The organism is Leptolyngbya subtilissima AS-A7 (assembly GCF_039962255.1).
In the GTDB taxonomy this organism is placed as follows: domain Bacteria; phylum Cyanobacteriota; class Cyanobacteriia; order Phormidesmidales; family Phormidesmidaceae; genus Nodosilinea.
Map to the genome: position 1 here is coordinate 883,916 of NZ_JAMPKY010000001.1, position 14,652 is coordinate 898,567.

The 14,652-nt window shown below is 56.0% G+C and carries 17 protein-coding genes and 1 tRNA gene; 12 read left to right on the forward strand and 6 right to left on the reverse strand.

The window, feature by feature from the left end; genetic code table 11:
- The first annotated feature begins 141 nt into the window (after nucleotides 1–141).
- Nucleotides 142–660, forward strand: a complete 519-nt coding sequence (locus NC979_RS03975) for a hypothetical protein (RefSeq protein WP_190524012.1) — start codon at nucleotides 142–144, stop codon at nucleotides 658–660.
- A 230-nt stretch (nucleotides 661–890) separates the two neighbouring features.
- Here NC979_RS03975 and NC979_RS03980 read toward each other — a convergent pair whose 3' ends face one another.
- Entirely contained in the window at nucleotides 891–1,604 is a 714-nt protein-coding gene (locus NC979_RS03980) for a response regulator transcription factor (RefSeq protein ID WP_190524014.1), read from the reverse strand.
- 283 nt (nucleotides 1,605–1,887) lie between these two features.
- A tRNA-Asn gene (locus NC979_RS03985) sits at nucleotides 1,888–1,959 on the reverse strand.
- A 208-nt stretch (nucleotides 1,960–2,167) separates the two neighbouring features.
- Between NC979_RS03985 and rpmI the strand changes: the two genes are divergently transcribed.
- From rpmI to NC979_RS04025, 8 genes are all read left to right on the forward strand, one after another.
- A complete protein-coding gene (gene rpmI / locus NC979_RS03990) occupies nucleotides 2,168–2,365 on the forward strand; it encodes a 50S ribosomal protein L35 (RefSeq protein WP_073609358.1) in 198 nt (65 codons plus the stop codon).
- A 55-nt stretch (nucleotides 2,366–2,420) separates the two neighbouring features.
- Complete coding sequence (gene rplT, locus NC979_RS03995; RefSeq protein WP_190524018.1) at nucleotides 2,421–2,771, forward strand: 50S ribosomal protein L20; 351 nt, start codon at nucleotides 2,421–2,423, stop codon at nucleotides 2,769–2,771.
- Between the two features lie 49 nt (nucleotides 2,772–2,820).
- Nucleotides 2,821–3,588 carry a transporter substrate-binding domain-containing protein gene (locus NC979_RS04000; RefSeq protein ID WP_190524021.1) on the forward strand — a complete coding sequence of 256 codons (768 nt, stop codon included), beginning with the start codon at nucleotides 2,821–2,823 and terminating at the stop codon, nucleotides 3,586–3,588.
- A 43-nt stretch (nucleotides 3,589–3,631) separates the two neighbouring features.
- On the forward strand, nucleotides 3,632–4,171 hold the full coding sequence (locus NC979_RS04005) for a tetratricopeptide repeat protein (RefSeq protein WP_190524024.1): 540 nt from the start codon (nucleotides 3,632–3,634) through the stop codon (nucleotides 4,169–4,171).
- Nucleotides 4,172–4,332: 161 nt separating this feature from the next.
- On the forward strand, nucleotides 4,333–4,494 hold the full coding sequence (locus NC979_RS04010; RefSeq protein WP_190524027.1) for a hypothetical protein: 162 nt from the start codon (nucleotides 4,333–4,335) through the stop codon (nucleotides 4,492–4,494).
- A 59-nt stretch (nucleotides 4,495–4,553) separates the two neighbouring features.
- Nucleotides 4,554–5,639 (forward strand): thiamine phosphate synthase, encoded by a 1,086-nt coding sequence (locus tag NC979_RS04015; protein ID WP_190524030.1) that lies wholly within the window; start codon nucleotides 4,554–4,556, stop codon nucleotides 5,637–5,639.
- A gap of 123 nt (nucleotides 5,640–5,762) precedes the next feature.
- On the forward strand, nucleotides 5,763–5,987 hold the full coding sequence (gene thiS, locus NC979_RS04020) for a sulfur carrier protein ThiS (protein WP_190524033.1): 225 nt from the start codon (nucleotides 5,763–5,765) through the stop codon (nucleotides 5,985–5,987).
- 104 nt (nucleotides 5,988–6,091) lie between these two features.
- Nucleotides 6,092–7,039, forward strand: coding sequence for a DUF1517 domain-containing protein (locus NC979_RS04025; RefSeq protein ID WP_190524035.1), 948 nt, complete (start codon nucleotides 6,092–6,094; stop codon nucleotides 7,037–7,039).
- 184 nt (nucleotides 7,040–7,223) lie between these two features.
- On the opposite strand, the gene NC979_RS04030 is transcribed toward NC979_RS04025, so the two are convergent.
- A complete protein-coding gene (locus NC979_RS04030) occupies nucleotides 7,224–7,847 on the reverse strand; it encodes an exopolysaccharide biosynthesis protein (protein ID WP_190524038.1) in 624 nt (207 codons plus the stop codon).
- A 23-nt stretch (nucleotides 7,848–7,870) separates the two neighbouring features.
- Nucleotides 7,871–10,699 (reverse strand): HAD-IC family P-type ATPase, encoded by a 2,829-nt coding sequence (locus NC979_RS04035; RefSeq protein ID WP_190524040.1) that lies wholly within the window; start codon nucleotides 10,697–10,699, stop codon nucleotides 7,871–7,873.
- Between the two features lie 90 nt (nucleotides 10,700–10,789).
- Between NC979_RS04035 and NC979_RS04040 the strand changes: the two genes are divergently transcribed.
- On the forward strand, nucleotides 10,790–11,881 hold the full coding sequence (locus NC979_RS04040) for an ATP-binding protein (protein ID WP_190524043.1): 1,092 nt from the start codon (nucleotides 10,790–10,792) through the stop codon (nucleotides 11,879–11,881).
- A 70-nt stretch (nucleotides 11,882–11,951) separates the two neighbouring features.
- Here NC979_RS04040 and NC979_RS04045 read toward each other — a convergent pair whose 3' ends face one another.
- On the reverse strand, nucleotides 11,952–12,374 hold the full coding sequence (locus tag NC979_RS04045; RefSeq protein ID WP_190524046.1) for an acyl-CoA thioesterase: 423 nt from the start codon (nucleotides 12,372–12,374) through the stop codon (nucleotides 11,952–11,954).
- Between the two features lie 262 nt (nucleotides 12,375–12,636).
- On the opposite strand from NC979_RS04045, the gene cbiT reads away from it, so the two are divergent.
- Nucleotides 12,637–13,236, forward strand: a complete 600-nt coding sequence (cbiT, locus tag NC979_RS04050; protein WP_190524050.1) for a precorrin-6Y C5,15-methyltransferase subunit CbiT — start codon at nucleotides 12,637–12,639, stop codon at nucleotides 13,234–13,236.
- Nucleotides 13,229–14,167 carry an ADP-ribosylglycohydrolase family protein gene (locus tag NC979_RS04055; protein ID WP_242024193.1) on the forward strand — a complete coding sequence of 313 codons (939 nt, stop codon included), beginning with the start codon at nucleotides 13,229–13,231 and terminating at the stop codon, nucleotides 14,165–14,167. Before cbiT ends, NC979_RS04055 begins: the two co-directional genes overlap by 8 nt.
- 94 nt (nucleotides 14,168–14,261) lie before the next feature.
- Here the strand turns inward: NC979_RS04055 and NC979_RS04060 are convergent, their stop codons facing one another.
- Complete coding sequence (locus NC979_RS04060; RefSeq protein ID WP_190524053.1) at nucleotides 14,262–14,618, reverse strand: hypothetical protein; 357 nt, start codon at nucleotides 14,616–14,618, stop codon at nucleotides 14,262–14,264.
- Nucleotides 14,619–14,652: the final 34 nt, after the last annotated feature.

Here is a 14,652-nt window from a genome sequence, read left to right on the forward strand (position 1 = left end):
GTCTCGAGAGCGTCATCCACGCAATATTCCTAAGTTGCTTAGGGAAGGGAGCTTTGAAAATAGCGGTTTTCTTCAGCTCTATAAAGGCTGTAGAGACCGGTCAATTTGAAAGCAAAAAACAAAAATTTGGAGAGTTACGCTATGAGTAGCAGCAAAGATTATAAACGCGAAATCATGAATGACTTGGCTGGTGGCAATGTCGAGGGCATTGATGCCAAAGCCACCCAGCCCGAGAAAGAGTATGCCAACTTTGACGACTTCGCCAATCGTTCCTCTCGCAACGAGCGCCGAGAGTTGTTTGGGCGTGGGTTTCACCCCGATCGCATACCCACCAGTGAAATGGAGCCTGAGCTGCGTAAGGCGATCGCTCAGATCAAGCCCCAGCAGCGAGACGATGTTGCTCGCGACCTATTCAAGCATCTCAAAGAGCGTGGTCTCCACGATCGCGATCTAGAGAAACAGCTAGGGCTATCGACCCACCACACCGGTCGTATGAATGAAGACGACGTCTCTAAACTGGCCGCTTTTGCCTACCACAACCACCCTGATGTCTTTCAGGAAGTGCTAGCTGACCAGCCCACTATTCTCAAGTTTTTGAGCAATCCAATGGTGGGTGCAGCTGTGGGCGCGATCGCCGCCAAGTGGTTGGGCAAGCGCTAAGAGTCTTGAATCTGCTGCCCAGCCTAAGGTTAGCCCAGGCAGCAGAACCCGCATCTAGCAAGCATCTGCTAAATTGGTGCTCCTATTGATCCTAAAAAGCCGAGGGTTACCGTAATCCTCGGCTTTTTGGCGTCTACTTATATATGAGCCTTTTCTACCTCAGTTGGAGCCTGAGACAGGAGACAAGCATTGGGCAGAGGACCAAGAGCCCTATATCCTTTAGACCGGCTCTACTCTACAGTGACAGCGGGCAGCTCTAAGCAGTAGCCAGCTCCGTAAACGGTCTTAATGAATTTAGGATGCCGGGGATCAGGCTCTAGTTTGGTGCGCAGGTGCCGTACGTGGACTCGAATGGTTTCGATGTCGTCGTTGGGCTCGTAGCCCCAGACCTCTTGCAAGATTTGGCTAGGAGATACGGTCTGACCATGGCGCTGGAGTAGGCAGTGCAGCAGCTCAAACTCCAGATGGGTCAGTTTGACGGTGCCGTCAAACCAAATTGCTTCGTAGCGCTCAGGAATCAGAGTAAGGGGGCCGTAGTTAAGAATCTCGCTGTGTTTGGCCGCTTGGGGAATGCGATCGGTGCGGCGCAGCAGAGCGCGCACTCGCGCCAGCATTTCGTCTAGCTCAAAGGGTTTAGTGAGGTAGTCGTCGGCCCCAGCATTAAAGCCATCAACCTTATCTTGGGTCTGCGACAGGGCCGTGAGCATGAGCACAGGAATTTCGGCGGTGCGGCGATCGCGGCGGAGGCGCTGGCACACGGTCAGCCCGTCCACCTTAGGCAGCATCAGATCGAGCATGATCAAATCAGGCAGCAGCTGCACAGCTAGAGCCTGGCCCTTGATACCATCCCCAGCCTGGTTGACGTCGTAGCCTGCCATTTCCAAATTGACGGAAACGAGCTCCGCGATCGCAGGATCATCATCAATGACAAGAATACGAGGCATTACCAACTAGACCTGACAACCCTAAAACAACACTGACTCAGCTAGAGGCAAGCCACAAAGCTTTGAGTAGCCTAGCACCACAACGTAAAGAGCCGTGTCGGAATAATACAATTCCTCGATAAATTATAAGCAGAACCCTTAAATTTCCTTAAGTAAATCGGGTTACAGCCTTTTGAGCTTAAGGTTTCCTTTAGATTGCGAGGCGACCTAGCTCCTCTCGCCAGATCCTCAAAGGGACACGACGTAGAAGAGTCACTGCCTGTACTGACTATTAATTTAGAAACTCCCCAGGTAGGATTCGAACCTACGACCAATCGGTTAACAGCCGACCGCTCTACCACTGAGCTACTGAGGATTAACTGCGAAGCTCGCGAAGCTTATATTAACGATAAGTGTGCAACCTTGACAACCCTCCAATGAAAATTTTTGGGACAATTTCAAATCGGAACGGTTAGCAGTCATTCTGGTACTGGCCTGGGGCTTCAACCTCATGCCAGATTTTCATGCTGCCATTATGGGTCACTCATGGTATATTCAAAGACTGTGTCGAAATTGTGGTAACCATGCCCAAGCTTAAGTCTCGCAAAGCTGCCGCTAAGCGCTTTCGTCGCAGTGGCAGCGGCAAAATCATGCGTCGCAAGGCGTTCAAGAACCACATGTTGCAGCACAAAAATGCTGAGCGTCGTTCTCGTCTGTCTAAGATTGCCTTAGTGTCGGAAGAAGACGCTCCCAACGTGGAGCTAATGTTGCCCTACCTCTAGGTAAGGGGCTCTGAGTCTGCTAGTAGTCATTAATAGTTCCAAGGGTTAAACAGTCATGGCACGTGTCAAGCGCGGCAACGTAGCACGCAAGCGCCGCAACAAAATTCTCAAGCTAGCCAAAGGGTTTAGAGGGTCGCACTCTAAGCTGTTTCGCACAGCTAACCAGCAGGTGATGAAGGCGCTGCGATACGCCTACCGCGATCGTCGCAACCGGAAGCGCGATTTTCGCCGCCTGTGGATTACTCGCATCAACGCGGCTTCTCGCATGCACGGGTTGAGCTACAGCCAGCTAATTGGCCAGCTCAAGAAAGCTAATATCGACATCAACCGCAAAATGCTGGCCCAAATGGCCGTGCTCGATCCCGATGGGTTTGCGAAAGTGGTTGAAGTTGCCAACCAATCTTAGGGATTGGCCCAGACAGTAGGGGCAGTCGTAGTTTAGGCACGGCCGCGCCATGACATGGAACTGGCTTGGGTTTGGTTTAGCACTGGGGGCGCAGCTGGCTGTGCTCCCAGTTTTTGCTGCGGATCTTGACACCATTCGTGCCCGTGGGCACTTAGTGGTGGCGGTGCGGGATGGCTGGCAGCCTCTGAGTTTTCGCGATCGCGAAGGCAACCTGGTCGGTTTAGAAATTGACCTAGCTCACGGGCTGGCGACAGCAATTTTTTCTGACCCAGCGGCGGTTGAGTTTGTGGTGGTGCCCAACGATGAGCGCCTGCCGGCAATACTGGAAGATCGCGCTGACGTAGCGATTGCTGGCCTCACCTTAACTTCCGGTCGCCAGCGGCTTGTGAGCTTTAGCCCGCCCTATTACCTCGATGGAGCCGCCGTGCTGGTGCGAGATCCCCGGGTGCAGAGCCTAAGCGATCTCCAGCGCCAGCGGCTAGGGGTGCTTCAGGGGGCAAGTACTGTGGCGATAGTGCGCTATCTGCTGCCGCTAGCTATCCTCACCCCTCTAAACAGCTATCAAGAGGCCTTCGATCGCCTCAGCACCGGCCAAATTGACGGCTTTGCTGGCGACGTAACGGCGCTGAGAGGCTGGCAGCAGGCCCACAGCGGCTATTATTTGGTGCCCAGTCTGCTGTCGGCTGAACCCCTGGCGATCGCTTTACCTAAGGGCACTCAGTACAATGAATTGCGTAGCCTGGTCAACCAAACCGTCATTGATTGGCACCAAAACGGCTGGCTAGAAGAACGGACCACCTTCTGGGGGTTGCCCTAGCCATGGCAAGATAAGGTAGTTCTCAAGTGCAAACAAAGACCGCATGGAAAACAGCAACCTGCTCCTTATTTATCTAGGTATTCTGCTGGCGTTGCTGAGCGTTGCCGCTTTTTTTGTGGTGCGCCAGGTAATCAAGACCCGCCGCATCGAAAGCACTCTGGGGAGACTTCAGTCACGGTTAACCAAAGAAAAGGGCACCGCCCAGGAGTACTACGAGCTGGGCAGTCTACTGCTCGACAAAAAGCTCTACACCCAGGCCGCCCTCTACCTCCAGCAGGCCATTAAGCAACTGGGTAACGACGAAGCCGAAAACGCTGCCGTGGTTTACAACGCCTTGGGCTACTCCTACTTTGCTCAAGACCAGTATGACCTGGCCATTCGTAACTACAAAGAAGCGCTCAAAATTTCGCCCGAGTACGTCACCGCCCTTAACAATCTAGGCCACAGCTACGAGCGCAAGCAGCTCACCACCCAGGCCCTGGAGATGTACGAAGCCGCACTGGCCCTCGAGCCCAAAAACTCCACCGCCCGTCGCCGCTTCGACTCGCTCAAAAAGCGTGTTACTCCCGCCGAAAAATCTTAGCTATGGAGCCAAACTTCCCTGGGCTCAGCCTTCCTCTAGGCAGGCGTTATGAAAATGCAATCTTTAGGGTATATAAGTAGGTATAGGGATCCTGCTAGGTCAGGATATTGCACCGATACTCTACCTCTTTCTGCTCTTCATTGTTTTTCAGGGAGTGGTTTATGCGCCTCGATACTGGTACTCCGCTTACTCGGCTTTTCTCAGCGCTAGTGACTATTTTAGCGCTGCTGGCTTTTGGCTTCGTGGCCTGGAAGGCGTTTGATGTCTGGCGTTCTGACCCGGCGGTGGAAGGCATTCAGGATATTTTGCAACCCAAGCAGTAACGCCACTGCCTAGCCCTTGCCTGGTAGGATGTGGAGGTTCTTTGCCCCACAGTGTTTCCATGCCGGAGCTAACCGGGCTGCCAGCGCTGCCCAATCATGCTGATGCCGCCGTTTACCGCATTCTCGATGCCAACCTCGATCGCGCCCGCGAAGGGCTACGCGTTATCGAGGAGTGGTGCCGCTTTGGACTGAATAACTCAGCTCAAACCGAGCAGCTTAAGCACCTGCGGCAAACCTTGGCTCAATGGCATGCCCCTGAGCTGCGCCTGTGCCGCGACACCCCCGGCGACCCTGGCACCGCCCTCACTCACTCCCAAGAGGCCGAGCGCACCAATGTGACAGCGGTGCTCCAGGCTAATTTTTGCCGGGTGCAAGAGGCACTGCGAGCCTTAGAAGAATACGGCAAGCTCTACCGTGATGACCTGGCGGCAGGGTCCAAAGCTATGCGCTACCAGGTTTATGCTCTGGAGAGCGAAATTCTTGGCGGTCACCGACTTCAGCGGCTACGTCAGGGCTTGACCTATCTAGTGACATCGCCCTGCGATCGCCTACTGCCTATTGTCGAAGCTGCGCTGCAGGGAGGCATTGCCCTGGTGCAGTACCGCGACAAAGATACAGATGACTACCTGCGGTTAGAGCTGGCCAAAAAGCTGAAGGATCTGTGCCACCGCTACGGAGCGCTATTTCTAATTAACGATCGCGTCGATCTCGCCCTAGCTGTGGAAGCTGACGGCGTTCACCTGGGCCAAACCGACCTGCCTACCTTCACCGCCCGCAAGCTGCTGGGCAATCAGCGTATCATTGGTCGCTCGACCACTAGCCCCGACGAAATGCAGCGGGCGATCGCCGAGGGCGCCGACTACATCGGCGTTGGCCCAGTCTATGCTACCCCTACCAAACCCGGCAAAGCTGCCGCTGGCCTCGACTACGTGCGCTATGCTGCCGAGCACGCTACCGTGCCCTGGTATGCGATCGGCGGCATCAATACCGAAAATTTGAGCGAAGTGTTGCAGGCTGGAGCCGAGCGAGTTGCCGTCGTGCGGGCGCTGATCGAAGCCGAAAATCCCACCCTAATCGCCCAGTACTTTGCCGCTCAAACCAACCACCGTCGAGCCTTTCATACCGTCGCTGCGCCAACTGGTTGAGCAGCTATCAAGCGGATTGACTGTCGCAAACAATGGGGTTGAGGTGCAAGGTATAGGGTCTAAGGTTGCCATGCATCCCTAAACCCTACACCTGATCCCTTACACTCAATACCCGAATTCCCCATGCTTGATCCCACCAGCGAAAACTTTCATCTTCTCGTCAATGGCGAATCTCAGCCCTGCGCTCCTGGTACGCTGCTGCCTAATTTTTTAGAATCATTAGGTCTGAATCCTCGTCTGGTGGCGGTAGAGTACAACGGCGAAATTCTTCATCGTCAGTTGTGGGAAACTACCTACCTGCGTCCCAATGACAGGCTGGAAATCGTCACCATAGTCGGAGGCGGTTAGGGCCTCCAGGTACGGGTTTCCACCGCTAGTTCGCTAAGCAGCAGCAGCACTTCGCGTTACATTAAAGACATAAAGCACTCCACGTTAGCACCCGGTTTTACGCGATGGTTAAACAACTTTTTCAACGCCTCAAGCCGTTTTTGAAGCCCCTAATGGCCGTGGTCTTGGCCGTAGTTTTGGTGTTTGGCACCGCTCAGGGTGCCTGGGCCGCTGCAGGTGGCCGCATGGGAGGCGGTAGCTTCCGGGCTCCGGCTCCTCGCATGAGTCCGGCCCCTCGCACCTACGCTCCTGGTGGCGGTGGCGGCTACTATCCCGGTGGTGGCTTCGGCTTTCCGTTTTTATTCCCCTTTATTGGCATTGGGGGTGGTTTTGGCGGGTTGTTTACCCTGCTGATTTTTATTGCCATTGCCAATGTAGTGGTGCGTGGCCTCAGGGGCGCAACCGCTGGTGACGACTACGACTATGCTGCTCCTGCTAGCAGCAACCCGCCGGTATCCATTGCCAAACTCCAGGTAGGGCTATTGGCCGAGGCCCGCGCTCTGCAAGATGACCTTAACCGTCTGGCAACCACAGCAGACACCGGTACCTCCCAGGGTTTAGCCAAGCTGCTGCAAGAAACTACTCTGGCCCTGCTGCGCCACCCCGACTACTGGGCTTACGCCGCCGGCGAAGAAAAGCAAACCCGACTGCTCAGCGCCGAGCAAGAGTTTAACCGCTATACCCTCTCGGCCCGCAGCCAGTTTAGCGCCGAAACCTTGTCTAACGTTAACAACCAGCTCACCCAGGCTGAGCCCCAGGCTTTTCTGACGGGCGACACCGACCAGGCTCCCGGCGAATACATTCTCGCTACGGTGGTTGTAGCAACCCAGGGCAAGCTTGATCTGCCTAAGGTTTACTCCTCGGCTGACTTACGCCAGGCCCTCAACCAGATTGGTGCAGTTTCCGGTGAAAACCTGCTAGCTGTGGAAGTCCTTTGGACGCCTCAGCAGTCGGGAGAAACCCTCAGCGGTGATGAGCTGATCGCTCAGTACCCAGAGCTGAAGCTGATTTAGACTGCTTTTTAACTTCCACAAAAAAGCCCTTTGGAAACAAAGGGCTTTTTTGTGTTTATGGCATCCGGTGGTTAAGCGAAGTCAAAGCCACCGCTATGCTTGGGAAACCTCCTAGGGTCATTCTGTTCAGGTAGCCCCGCAGTAGAGAGCATGAACTCTTGGGAGAATCCAGCGGGATGCGGCCCTATCGTTGGAACCAGTTCTGAAGCAGCTCGGGCGATCGCCACAGTAAGTAACCCGCGAGGCCAAAGGTAGCGGTAATCAGCCCTGTGGCCACGTAGCCCAAAATCATCACTACACCATCGGCTTCAAGGGTGGCCACCACAAAGATTAAAATGCCAACCGTGGGGATGGGGTTGGTAAAGGGAATCGGACTCATCAACAGCAGCGTTAGCCAGCTAATACACAACCCGTTAATGTGCCAAACCGAAGGGTTGTTGGCCAGCCCCGGCATGCGAGGCCGCACGAACCGCTCGGTAACACGGGTCACCCGCTTGAGATTGCTGAGCACCGTTTTAGCTAGCACCGACGGAAACTGAAACTGGGCCACTCGTCGGGGCAGCCAGGGCGATCGCCGCCCCACCGCCATCTGCAGCGACAGCAGCAGACAGGCCGACCCCAGAATGGTGGTAAACCCCGGCGGCATGGGGAACAGGAACGGCAGCACCAGCAGCCCGATCACCAGGGAAAAGCCCCGCTCGGCGGTTTCATTGAGCACGTGGGAGAGCGTGAGCGGCTGCTCGGCTATGCGCTCTAGCAGGGCCTTGATTTCCTGGGAAAAGTGGAGTTGAGGAGAGTCAGAATCCATAGGGGTGAGGAAATTGGGTGGGATTAAAGCACGTGTTTAGACCCATTGGGCAGACCCGGCTGCTTGCGCCGTAGCGACAGTTGAATGACCAGTTTTTCGATCTCTAGCCAGGCAAACATCAGGGCGCTAAAGCCAAAACAAATCGCCAGTTCTGAGGCTGCCAGAGGATGAAGGCCGAAAAATTGCGCCAAGACTGGAACGTACAGTAACAACACTTGCAGGCCGGTGGTGAGTAAAACCGCACCCCATATGTAAGGATTCGACAAAGGATTGAGCTGAGCTGTTAAGCGTGTGTCTGAGCGAGCCGCCAGGGCATGACCCATTTGGGCTAGGCAGAGGGTCGTGAATACCATCGTCTTCCAGGTGTCAGGATGACCAGGGTAGCCGGGGGCAGTGGTATAGCGGTAGGCCCAGCCCATCAGGCCAATCGTCAACACCGCCAGCACGATACCCACCCGTACCATGTAAGAACCAAGGCCGCGAGCAAAGATGCTTTCTCGCGGGTTGTGGGGCGGACGTTCCATAACGTCGGGTTCAGCGGGTTCCATAGCCAGAGCCAGGGCGGGCACGCCGTCTGTCACTAGGTTCATCCACAGAATTTGCAGAGGCGAAAGGGGCACGCCACCCAGACCCATAATTGGAGCGGCGGCAATGGTGAGCACCTCGCCAATGTTGCTGCCCAGAATGTATTTGATGAAGCGGCGAATGTTGTCGTAGACCACCCGGCCCTCTTCGGTGGCAGCCACAATGGTGGCAAAGTTGTCGTCGAGCAGCACCATGTCGCTAGCCTCTTTGCTGACGTCGGTGCCGGTAATGCCCATGGCGATGCCAATGTCGGCCTGTTTGAGAGCCGGGGCATCGTTGACGCCGTCCCCGGTCATGGCAACAAATTCGCCCTGTTTTTGCAGCGCCTGCACAATGCGGAGCTTGTGCTCGGGGGCAACGCGGGCATAGACGCTGACGTCGGGGACGGTGCGCTCCAGTTCCTCAGGGGAAAGGTGGCTCAGCTCGCGCCCGGTCAGAATGGTGTCGCCGGGTTTGGCAATGCCGAGGGTTTCAGCGATCGCCTTGGCGGTCAGCGGGTGGTCGCCAGTAATCATCACCGGGCGAATGCCGGCCCGTCGACAGTCAATTACGGCGTCGCGCACCTCAGGACGCGGGGCATCGAGCATGCCCACCAAACCCAGCCAGATCAGGTTTTGCTCCTCGGGCTCTAGGTTGGCGTTGGGATTAGCTACGACGTTTGTGGGCTTCATGGCAAAACCCAAAACTCGCAGACCACTGGAGGCCATAGCATCGTTGTGGGCCAAAATAGCCTGCCGCTGAGCCTCGGTAAGCGGCACAAGCTGCCCCTCGCCTTGGCTAGTGCTACAACGTTCTAGCACTAGTTCGGCGGAGCCTTTGGTGAACATTACCTGGGGGGGCAGGGGCCAAGCGGCATCGCCATGGGCCTGCACGACGACGCTCATGCGCTTGCGCTCTGAGGTGAAGGGCACCTCGCCAATGCGATCGCTCTGTTGGCCCAGCTTTTCTTGATCAAAGCCACCTTTGCCCGCTACGGCCAGCAGGGCTCCCTCGGTAGGGTCACCCAACAGGGTCCAAATACTGCCGGACTGATTGAGGGTAGCGTCGTTGCACAGGGCGCAGGCCATTAGCAACGCCTGGAGGGATGAGTCGGACTGGGGAGCGATGGCAGACCCATTTTCCAGCAGGTTGCCTACGGGGGCATAGCCCTCGCCGGTGACTTCATACTGGTGTTCTACGGTCTTAACCTGCTGCACCACCATTTTGTTTTGGGTGAGGGTGCCGGTTTTGTCAGAGCAGATGGTGGTAACCGAGCCCAAGGTTTCTACCGCTGGCAGTTTGCGAATCAGGGCGTGGCGTTTCACCATGCGCTGGGTGCCGAGGGCCAGGGTGACGGTGATGACGGCAGGTAGACCTTCTGGTACCACAGCGACCGCCATACTGAGGGAAACTTCTAGCAGCTCATCGAACAGGCTGAGGTCGCCTGTGCGCAGCAGCCCCGCTGCCACCACTAGGGCTACGAGCACCAGCGACCCGGTCACCAGCACATTCCCCAGCTGGGCCATGCGCTGCTGTAGGGGCGTAGGCTCAGTTTCTACCGACTGAATCAGGGTGGCAATGCGGCCTAGCTCGGTGGTCATCCCCGTTTGAGTGACCAGCACGGTGCCGCGCCCCTGGAGAACTTCGGTGCCTTGGTAAACCAGGTTGAGGCGATCGCCTAGGGCAGACTCGTCTTCTAGAAGCAGCTCAGGCTGCTTGATCACCGCCTCGGCTTCGCCAGTGAGGGCAGCTTCGCGCACCTGCAAGTTGGCGGCACTGAGCAGACGGCCATCGGCGGGCACCTGCACCCCTGCTTCTAGCAGCACCACATCACCCGGCACCAGGGCTTTGGCGTCGATTTCCTGCTCTTGACCCTGGCGAATGGTGCGTACCCGGGGGGAGGTCATGTTTTTGAGGGCGGCCAGAGCTTTTTCGGCCTTGCTCTCTTGCAGGTAGCCCAAAATGCCGTTTAGTAGCACAATGGCAAAGATCGCGATCGCATCTTTGGGAAAGCCCCCCTCGCGCAGATCGAGCACCAGCGACACCAGAGCCACCGCGATCAGCATCAGCAGCATGATGTTTTTGAACTGGTCCCACAAAATTTCCCAGGGACTGCGGGTGGCCCCCTCCTGAAGCTCGTTGGGGCCATAGACCTGCTGCCGATGTTCGGCTTCGCTGGAGCTCAACCCTTCGGGACTGCTCTCTAACAGCGCGATCGCCCGCTCCGGGGTGAGGGTATGCCAAAGGTTAGCAGACGCGCTTTTGCTGGGGATGGTGCTTTGGGCCACGGGTGCAATTTACCTCAAAAATCAAGTGCTACTATTCGCCAGTATCTAGCCTACATTTATAGCACTAATAAATAGTGCAGCTCTGCCTTAATGTTCAATCCGTTTGTGCCGCAGTCGCTGATTTGCCGAGAGAGTGAATTAGAACGCGTCTGCGCCCTGCTCCGTCAAGACAGCGATTTTGTAGTAACCGGAGTGCCAGGCATTGGCCGCCGCACCCTAATTCGCAGCGCCGCCTGCCAGGAGGGCTCGCGCTGTCTGGAAATCGACCTGCTACGCTGCCGCAATGCGGGTCAATTTTTGCGATTTTTAGCCGATGGCATTGTGGACGCCTTCTCAGAACCGAGTGAAATTGCCCAGATTCAGCAGTGGAGCTTGAATCAGCCCCTCAGCATTGATCACACCTTAGAAACCGAAGCGCGGCTGGTGTGGCCCAAAACCCTGGGCAAAGAGTGGCCCTTGTTTGAGGACTTACTATCGCTGCCCCAATACCTAGCAGAATGGCTTAACTGTCAGGTGGTGATTATCTTTCACAACTTTCCCCACATTCGTTCGTGGGATCGTCAGGGCAAGTGGGAAAGCCACTTGCGCCAGGAGATTGAGCGACAGAACCGGGTCAGCTACGCCCTAATTGCCACCGTGGCCGAACCCTGGATGACCGCCAGCCAGCTGCCGGTGATTGCGCTTACCCCCCTGAGCGATCGCGAACTGCAACCCTGGGTAATTGGCACCATGGCCACAGCGGGCCTCAAGTTTGACCCCGAAAGCCAGGCCCTGGAGCTCTTTCTCAGCTACGTGCAGGGCCACATGAAGGATGCCATTACCCTGGCCCAGCGCCTGTGGTTGGGCTGCAATGCGATCGCCTCACCGATCCCAGAGCTAATTCAGGCGCACCTAGTGCACAGCACCATGCTAGGTCTAGCCCAAGATATGGCGGTTGTCTTTGAAGCCCTGCTGCTGCTCTTGCCCTCCACCCAGGCCCGCGTACTCGAAAGCTTGGCCCTCGACCCCACCGACAGCCCCCAGTCCAATGCCTACATTAAGAAACACCAGCTTTCACGGGGCGGCGGCTTGCAGGGGGCGCTCACTAGCCTGGAGCAAAAGGGCTTAATCTACGGTCCCCAGTTCGGCTACCGGATTGCGCTACCGCTGCTCGATTTTTGGCTCAAACAGCGGCTGCGGTAGGCGGTTGGCTGGGTAGGGGCGTTGCAGTGCAATGCCCCTACGAACAGGCAGAACCAGATAAGATTTTGAATTACACATCTTCTGCGGCGGGTACCAGTTCAAAACAGCCCGACACGGAGGCGGGAATGGTGCGCGGGCGATGGCTAACGGCATCGACAAAGACCCACTCAGTAGCGCCAGTCGCCAGCACGGTGTCGTCGCTGAGGCGCAAAAATTTGTATTGACGCGTGCTGCGGGCTTTGCGCAGGGTGGTGATCCAGGTGGTAAGGCGCAGGCGATCGCCCGCAAAGGCCGGGCGCAGGTAGGTGATTTGGTGCGATCGGGCTACCCAGGTAGCCCCTAGAGCTTGGGTCTCAGCGGTGCAGCCGACGCTGGTAGCGTGGGCAACGGCGATATCTTGCATCCACTGCACATAGGCGACGTTATTGACATGATTGTTGCCATCGACAACCTCCATTGGCACAACAAACTCGTGGTGGTAGAAGGCTTCCATGGAATAACCGAAAGAGTATAAGGAGTGCAGTGGGGGCAGAGGCAGTGTTGGGGTTGAAAGAACTCAACCTCCAGCACAGGCTAGGAAGCCTAACAGACTAATTGTTCGAAGTTCCAAACCTCGAAATTCTAAACACTTTGAGGTCTGGTGCCGATCGCGCTCCTTCTAGGGGATCTATTCAGTTTGCCGTTTTAGAGTCTGCGCGATCGCCCCTTCTTTTTCCCGCCGCCATAATAAAGCTAGCTTTATTCCCGGCAATTCTATGGCGAAACTTTGGCCCTACGCCACCCCTGGTATTCCCGATCACCTGTTTGAGCAGTTGCCCGGCATTCCTCTCAGCAGTCGGGAGGTGCGGCTGCTGCTTCTGGGCTACCTGCGGCTCAAGCCCAAGGATGTGCTGTGGGATATTGGTGCGGGCACCGGTACTCTGGCGATCGAGGCGGCGCTGATGTGCCCTGGCGGCAAGGTGGTGGCGGTTGAGCGCGACGAGGATGTAGCCGATTTGATTCGGCGCAACTGCGATCGCTTTGGCCTCACCAACGTGCAAGTCATTCAGGGCAGCGCCCCCGGCTGTTTGAGCGAGCTGCCCCACCACCCCGACTGCATTTTTGTCGAAGGCGGGCGCAACCTCAAAGAAATTTTGCTGGCTGCCTGGGACTATCTGCCGTCGCTGGGGCGAGTGGTGGTGACCGCGGGCAACCTCGAAACCCTTTATGTGGTGTCTGAGACCTTTGCCCATTTGCGGGTGCGCAACATTGAAGCGGCCCAACCCGCTGTCAACCGGCTAGAGACTAAGGGCAACTACCAGGTATTCACGGCGGTAGACCCGATCTTCATTCTCAGCGGCGAAAAGTATGAGTGATAGCAAGACCAGCTGGGTTGCCTCACAGTTGAATTCATTAGAGCGATTTCGAGGCTGTCTACTAGGGCTAGCCGTCGGTGACGCCGTTGGCACCACGGTCGAATTTCAGCACCGTGGCTCGTTTCCGCCCGTAACAAAAATGGTTGGCGGTGGTCCTTTCAACCTCAAGCCCGGTCAGTGGACCGACGATACCTCTATGGCTCTGTGCCTAGCTACTAGCCTCATCGAGGTCGGTGCCTTTGATGCCACAGATCAAATGAATCGCTACTGCGATTGGCACGAGAATGGTTATTTCAGCAGCACCGGCGACTGCTTTGATATTGGCAACACTGTCAGGCAAGCACTGTCTCAATACAAAACCTCCGGCAATCCATTTAGCGGTTCTACCCATCCCAAAACTGCTGGGAATGGTTGCCTAATGAGGCTCGCGCCGGTCCCCATGTTTTATTTTCCCGATCGCGATCGCGCCATCCAGTTTTCGGGCGAGAGTTCTCGCACAACTCACGGGGCACCAGAATGTATTGATGCCAGTCGTCTGTTTGGGAATATGTTATTCCGAGCGCTCTCAGGCGCTAGCAAAACCGAAATTCTCTTTGACAATGACTTAGAGACAATCGAATCTCCCTCTATTCAAACTATTGCCGTTGGGGAATATCAAAGCAAGCGAGTCGATGATATTCGAGGCACTGGATATGTCGTAGACAGCTTAGAAGCGGCGCTGTGGTGTTTTTGGACAACGGAAAGTTACGAACAAGCCGTTCTGGCGGCAGCCAACCTTGGTGATGACGCCGACACAACCGCCGCTATTTGTGGTCAAGTAGCTGGAGCTTACTACGGCGAATTGGGAATACCGATGTCTTGGCTTGAACAGCTCACTATGGGTGATCAAATTGCTGAGCTTGCTGAGCGATTACATGCTGTCACGCCATAATGCCCTTGGTGCCAACCTATGCTCCGTGAACCCCCTCTTAAAAAGATAGAGGGGGATCACTTGGCTTATCTCACAAGCGTAGAAAATGCTAGACCTACGCTTCCAGCACCCGCTGAATGCGGCGCTCTAGCTGATCGAGATCCAGCCCACCTTCGTCGCGGCTGATGCGGCGCACCGTCGAATTGACTTTAACCAAGTCCTCTAGCAGGTCAGTCAAAATTTCCTGCTGCTGCCGCGACTGAATTACCTCACGCGGTTCCTGCACCAGATCGCGCACGATGGTGTCTTCTGCCCGCGAGGCTACAACGGGATCGGTGTGCCCTTCTAGATACACAAACGTTCGCCGTCCTGGGCCGCGCTCCTCCTCAACCGGCTGCAGCGATGTCACCTGATCCGATCGCACATATTTGCCAAAACCTAAGTGTACCAATACCGATGATTGAATCTTCATACTGCGTATTACGTCTACTACCGATATATCCCTA

Coding starts and splice junctions, on each gene's coding strand:
- NC979_RS03980 (WP_190524014.1), bottom strand. CDS start 1,604: ATGCCTCGTATTCTTGTCATTGATGATGATCCTGCGATCGCGGAGCTC.
- cbiT (WP_190524050.1), top strand. CDS start 12,637: ATGGCGAAACTTTGGCCCTACGCCACCCCTGGTATTCCCGATCACCTG.
- rpmI (WP_073609358.1), top strand. CDS start 2,168: ATGCCCAAGCTTAAGTCTCGCAAAGCTGCCGCTAAGCGCTTTCGTCGC.
- rplT (WP_190524018.1), top strand. CDS start 2,421: ATGGCACGTGTCAAGCGCGGCAACGTAGCACGCAAGCGCCGCAACAAA.
- thiS (WP_190524033.1), top strand. CDS start 5,763: ATGCTTGATCCCACCAGCGAAAACTTTCATCTTCTCGTCAATGGCGAA.
- NC979_RS04005 (WP_190524024.1), top strand. CDS start 3,632: ATGGAAAACAGCAACCTGCTCCTTATTTATCTAGGTATTCTGCTGGCG.
- NC979_RS04040 (WP_190524043.1), top strand. CDS start 10,790: ATGTTCAATCCGTTTGTGCCGCAGTCGCTGATTTGCCGAGAGAGTGAA.
- NC979_RS04055 (WP_242024193.1), top strand. CDS start 13,229: ATGAGTGATAGCAAGACCAGCTGGGTTGCCTCACAGTTGAATTCATTA.
- NC979_RS04010 (WP_190524027.1), top strand. CDS start 4,333: ATGCGCCTCGATACTGGTACTCCGCTTACTCGGCTTTTCTCAGCGCTA.
- NC979_RS04060 (WP_190524053.1), bottom strand. CDS start 14,618: ATGAAGATTCAATCATCGGTATTGGTACACTTAGGTTTTGGCAAATAT.
- NC979_RS04025 (WP_190524035.1), top strand. CDS start 6,092: ATGGTTAAACAACTTTTTCAACGCCTCAAGCCGTTTTTGAAGCCCCTA.
- NC979_RS04000 (WP_190524021.1), top strand. CDS start 2,821: ATGACATGGAACTGGCTTGGGTTTGGTTTAGCACTGGGGGCGCAGCTG.
- NC979_RS03975 (WP_190524012.1), top strand. CDS start 142: ATGAGTAGCAGCAAAGATTATAAACGCGAAATCATGAATGACTTGGCT.
- NC979_RS04030 (WP_190524038.1), bottom strand. CDS start 7,847: ATGGATTCTGACTCTCCTCAACTCCACTTTTCCCAGGAAATCAAGGCC.
- NC979_RS04045 (WP_190524046.1), bottom strand. CDS start 12,374: ATGGAAGCCTTCTACCACCACGAGTTTGTTGTGCCAATGGAGGTTGTC.
- NC979_RS04015 (WP_190524030.1), top strand. CDS start 4,554: ATGCCGGAGCTAACCGGGCTGCCAGCGCTGCCCAATCATGCTGATGCC.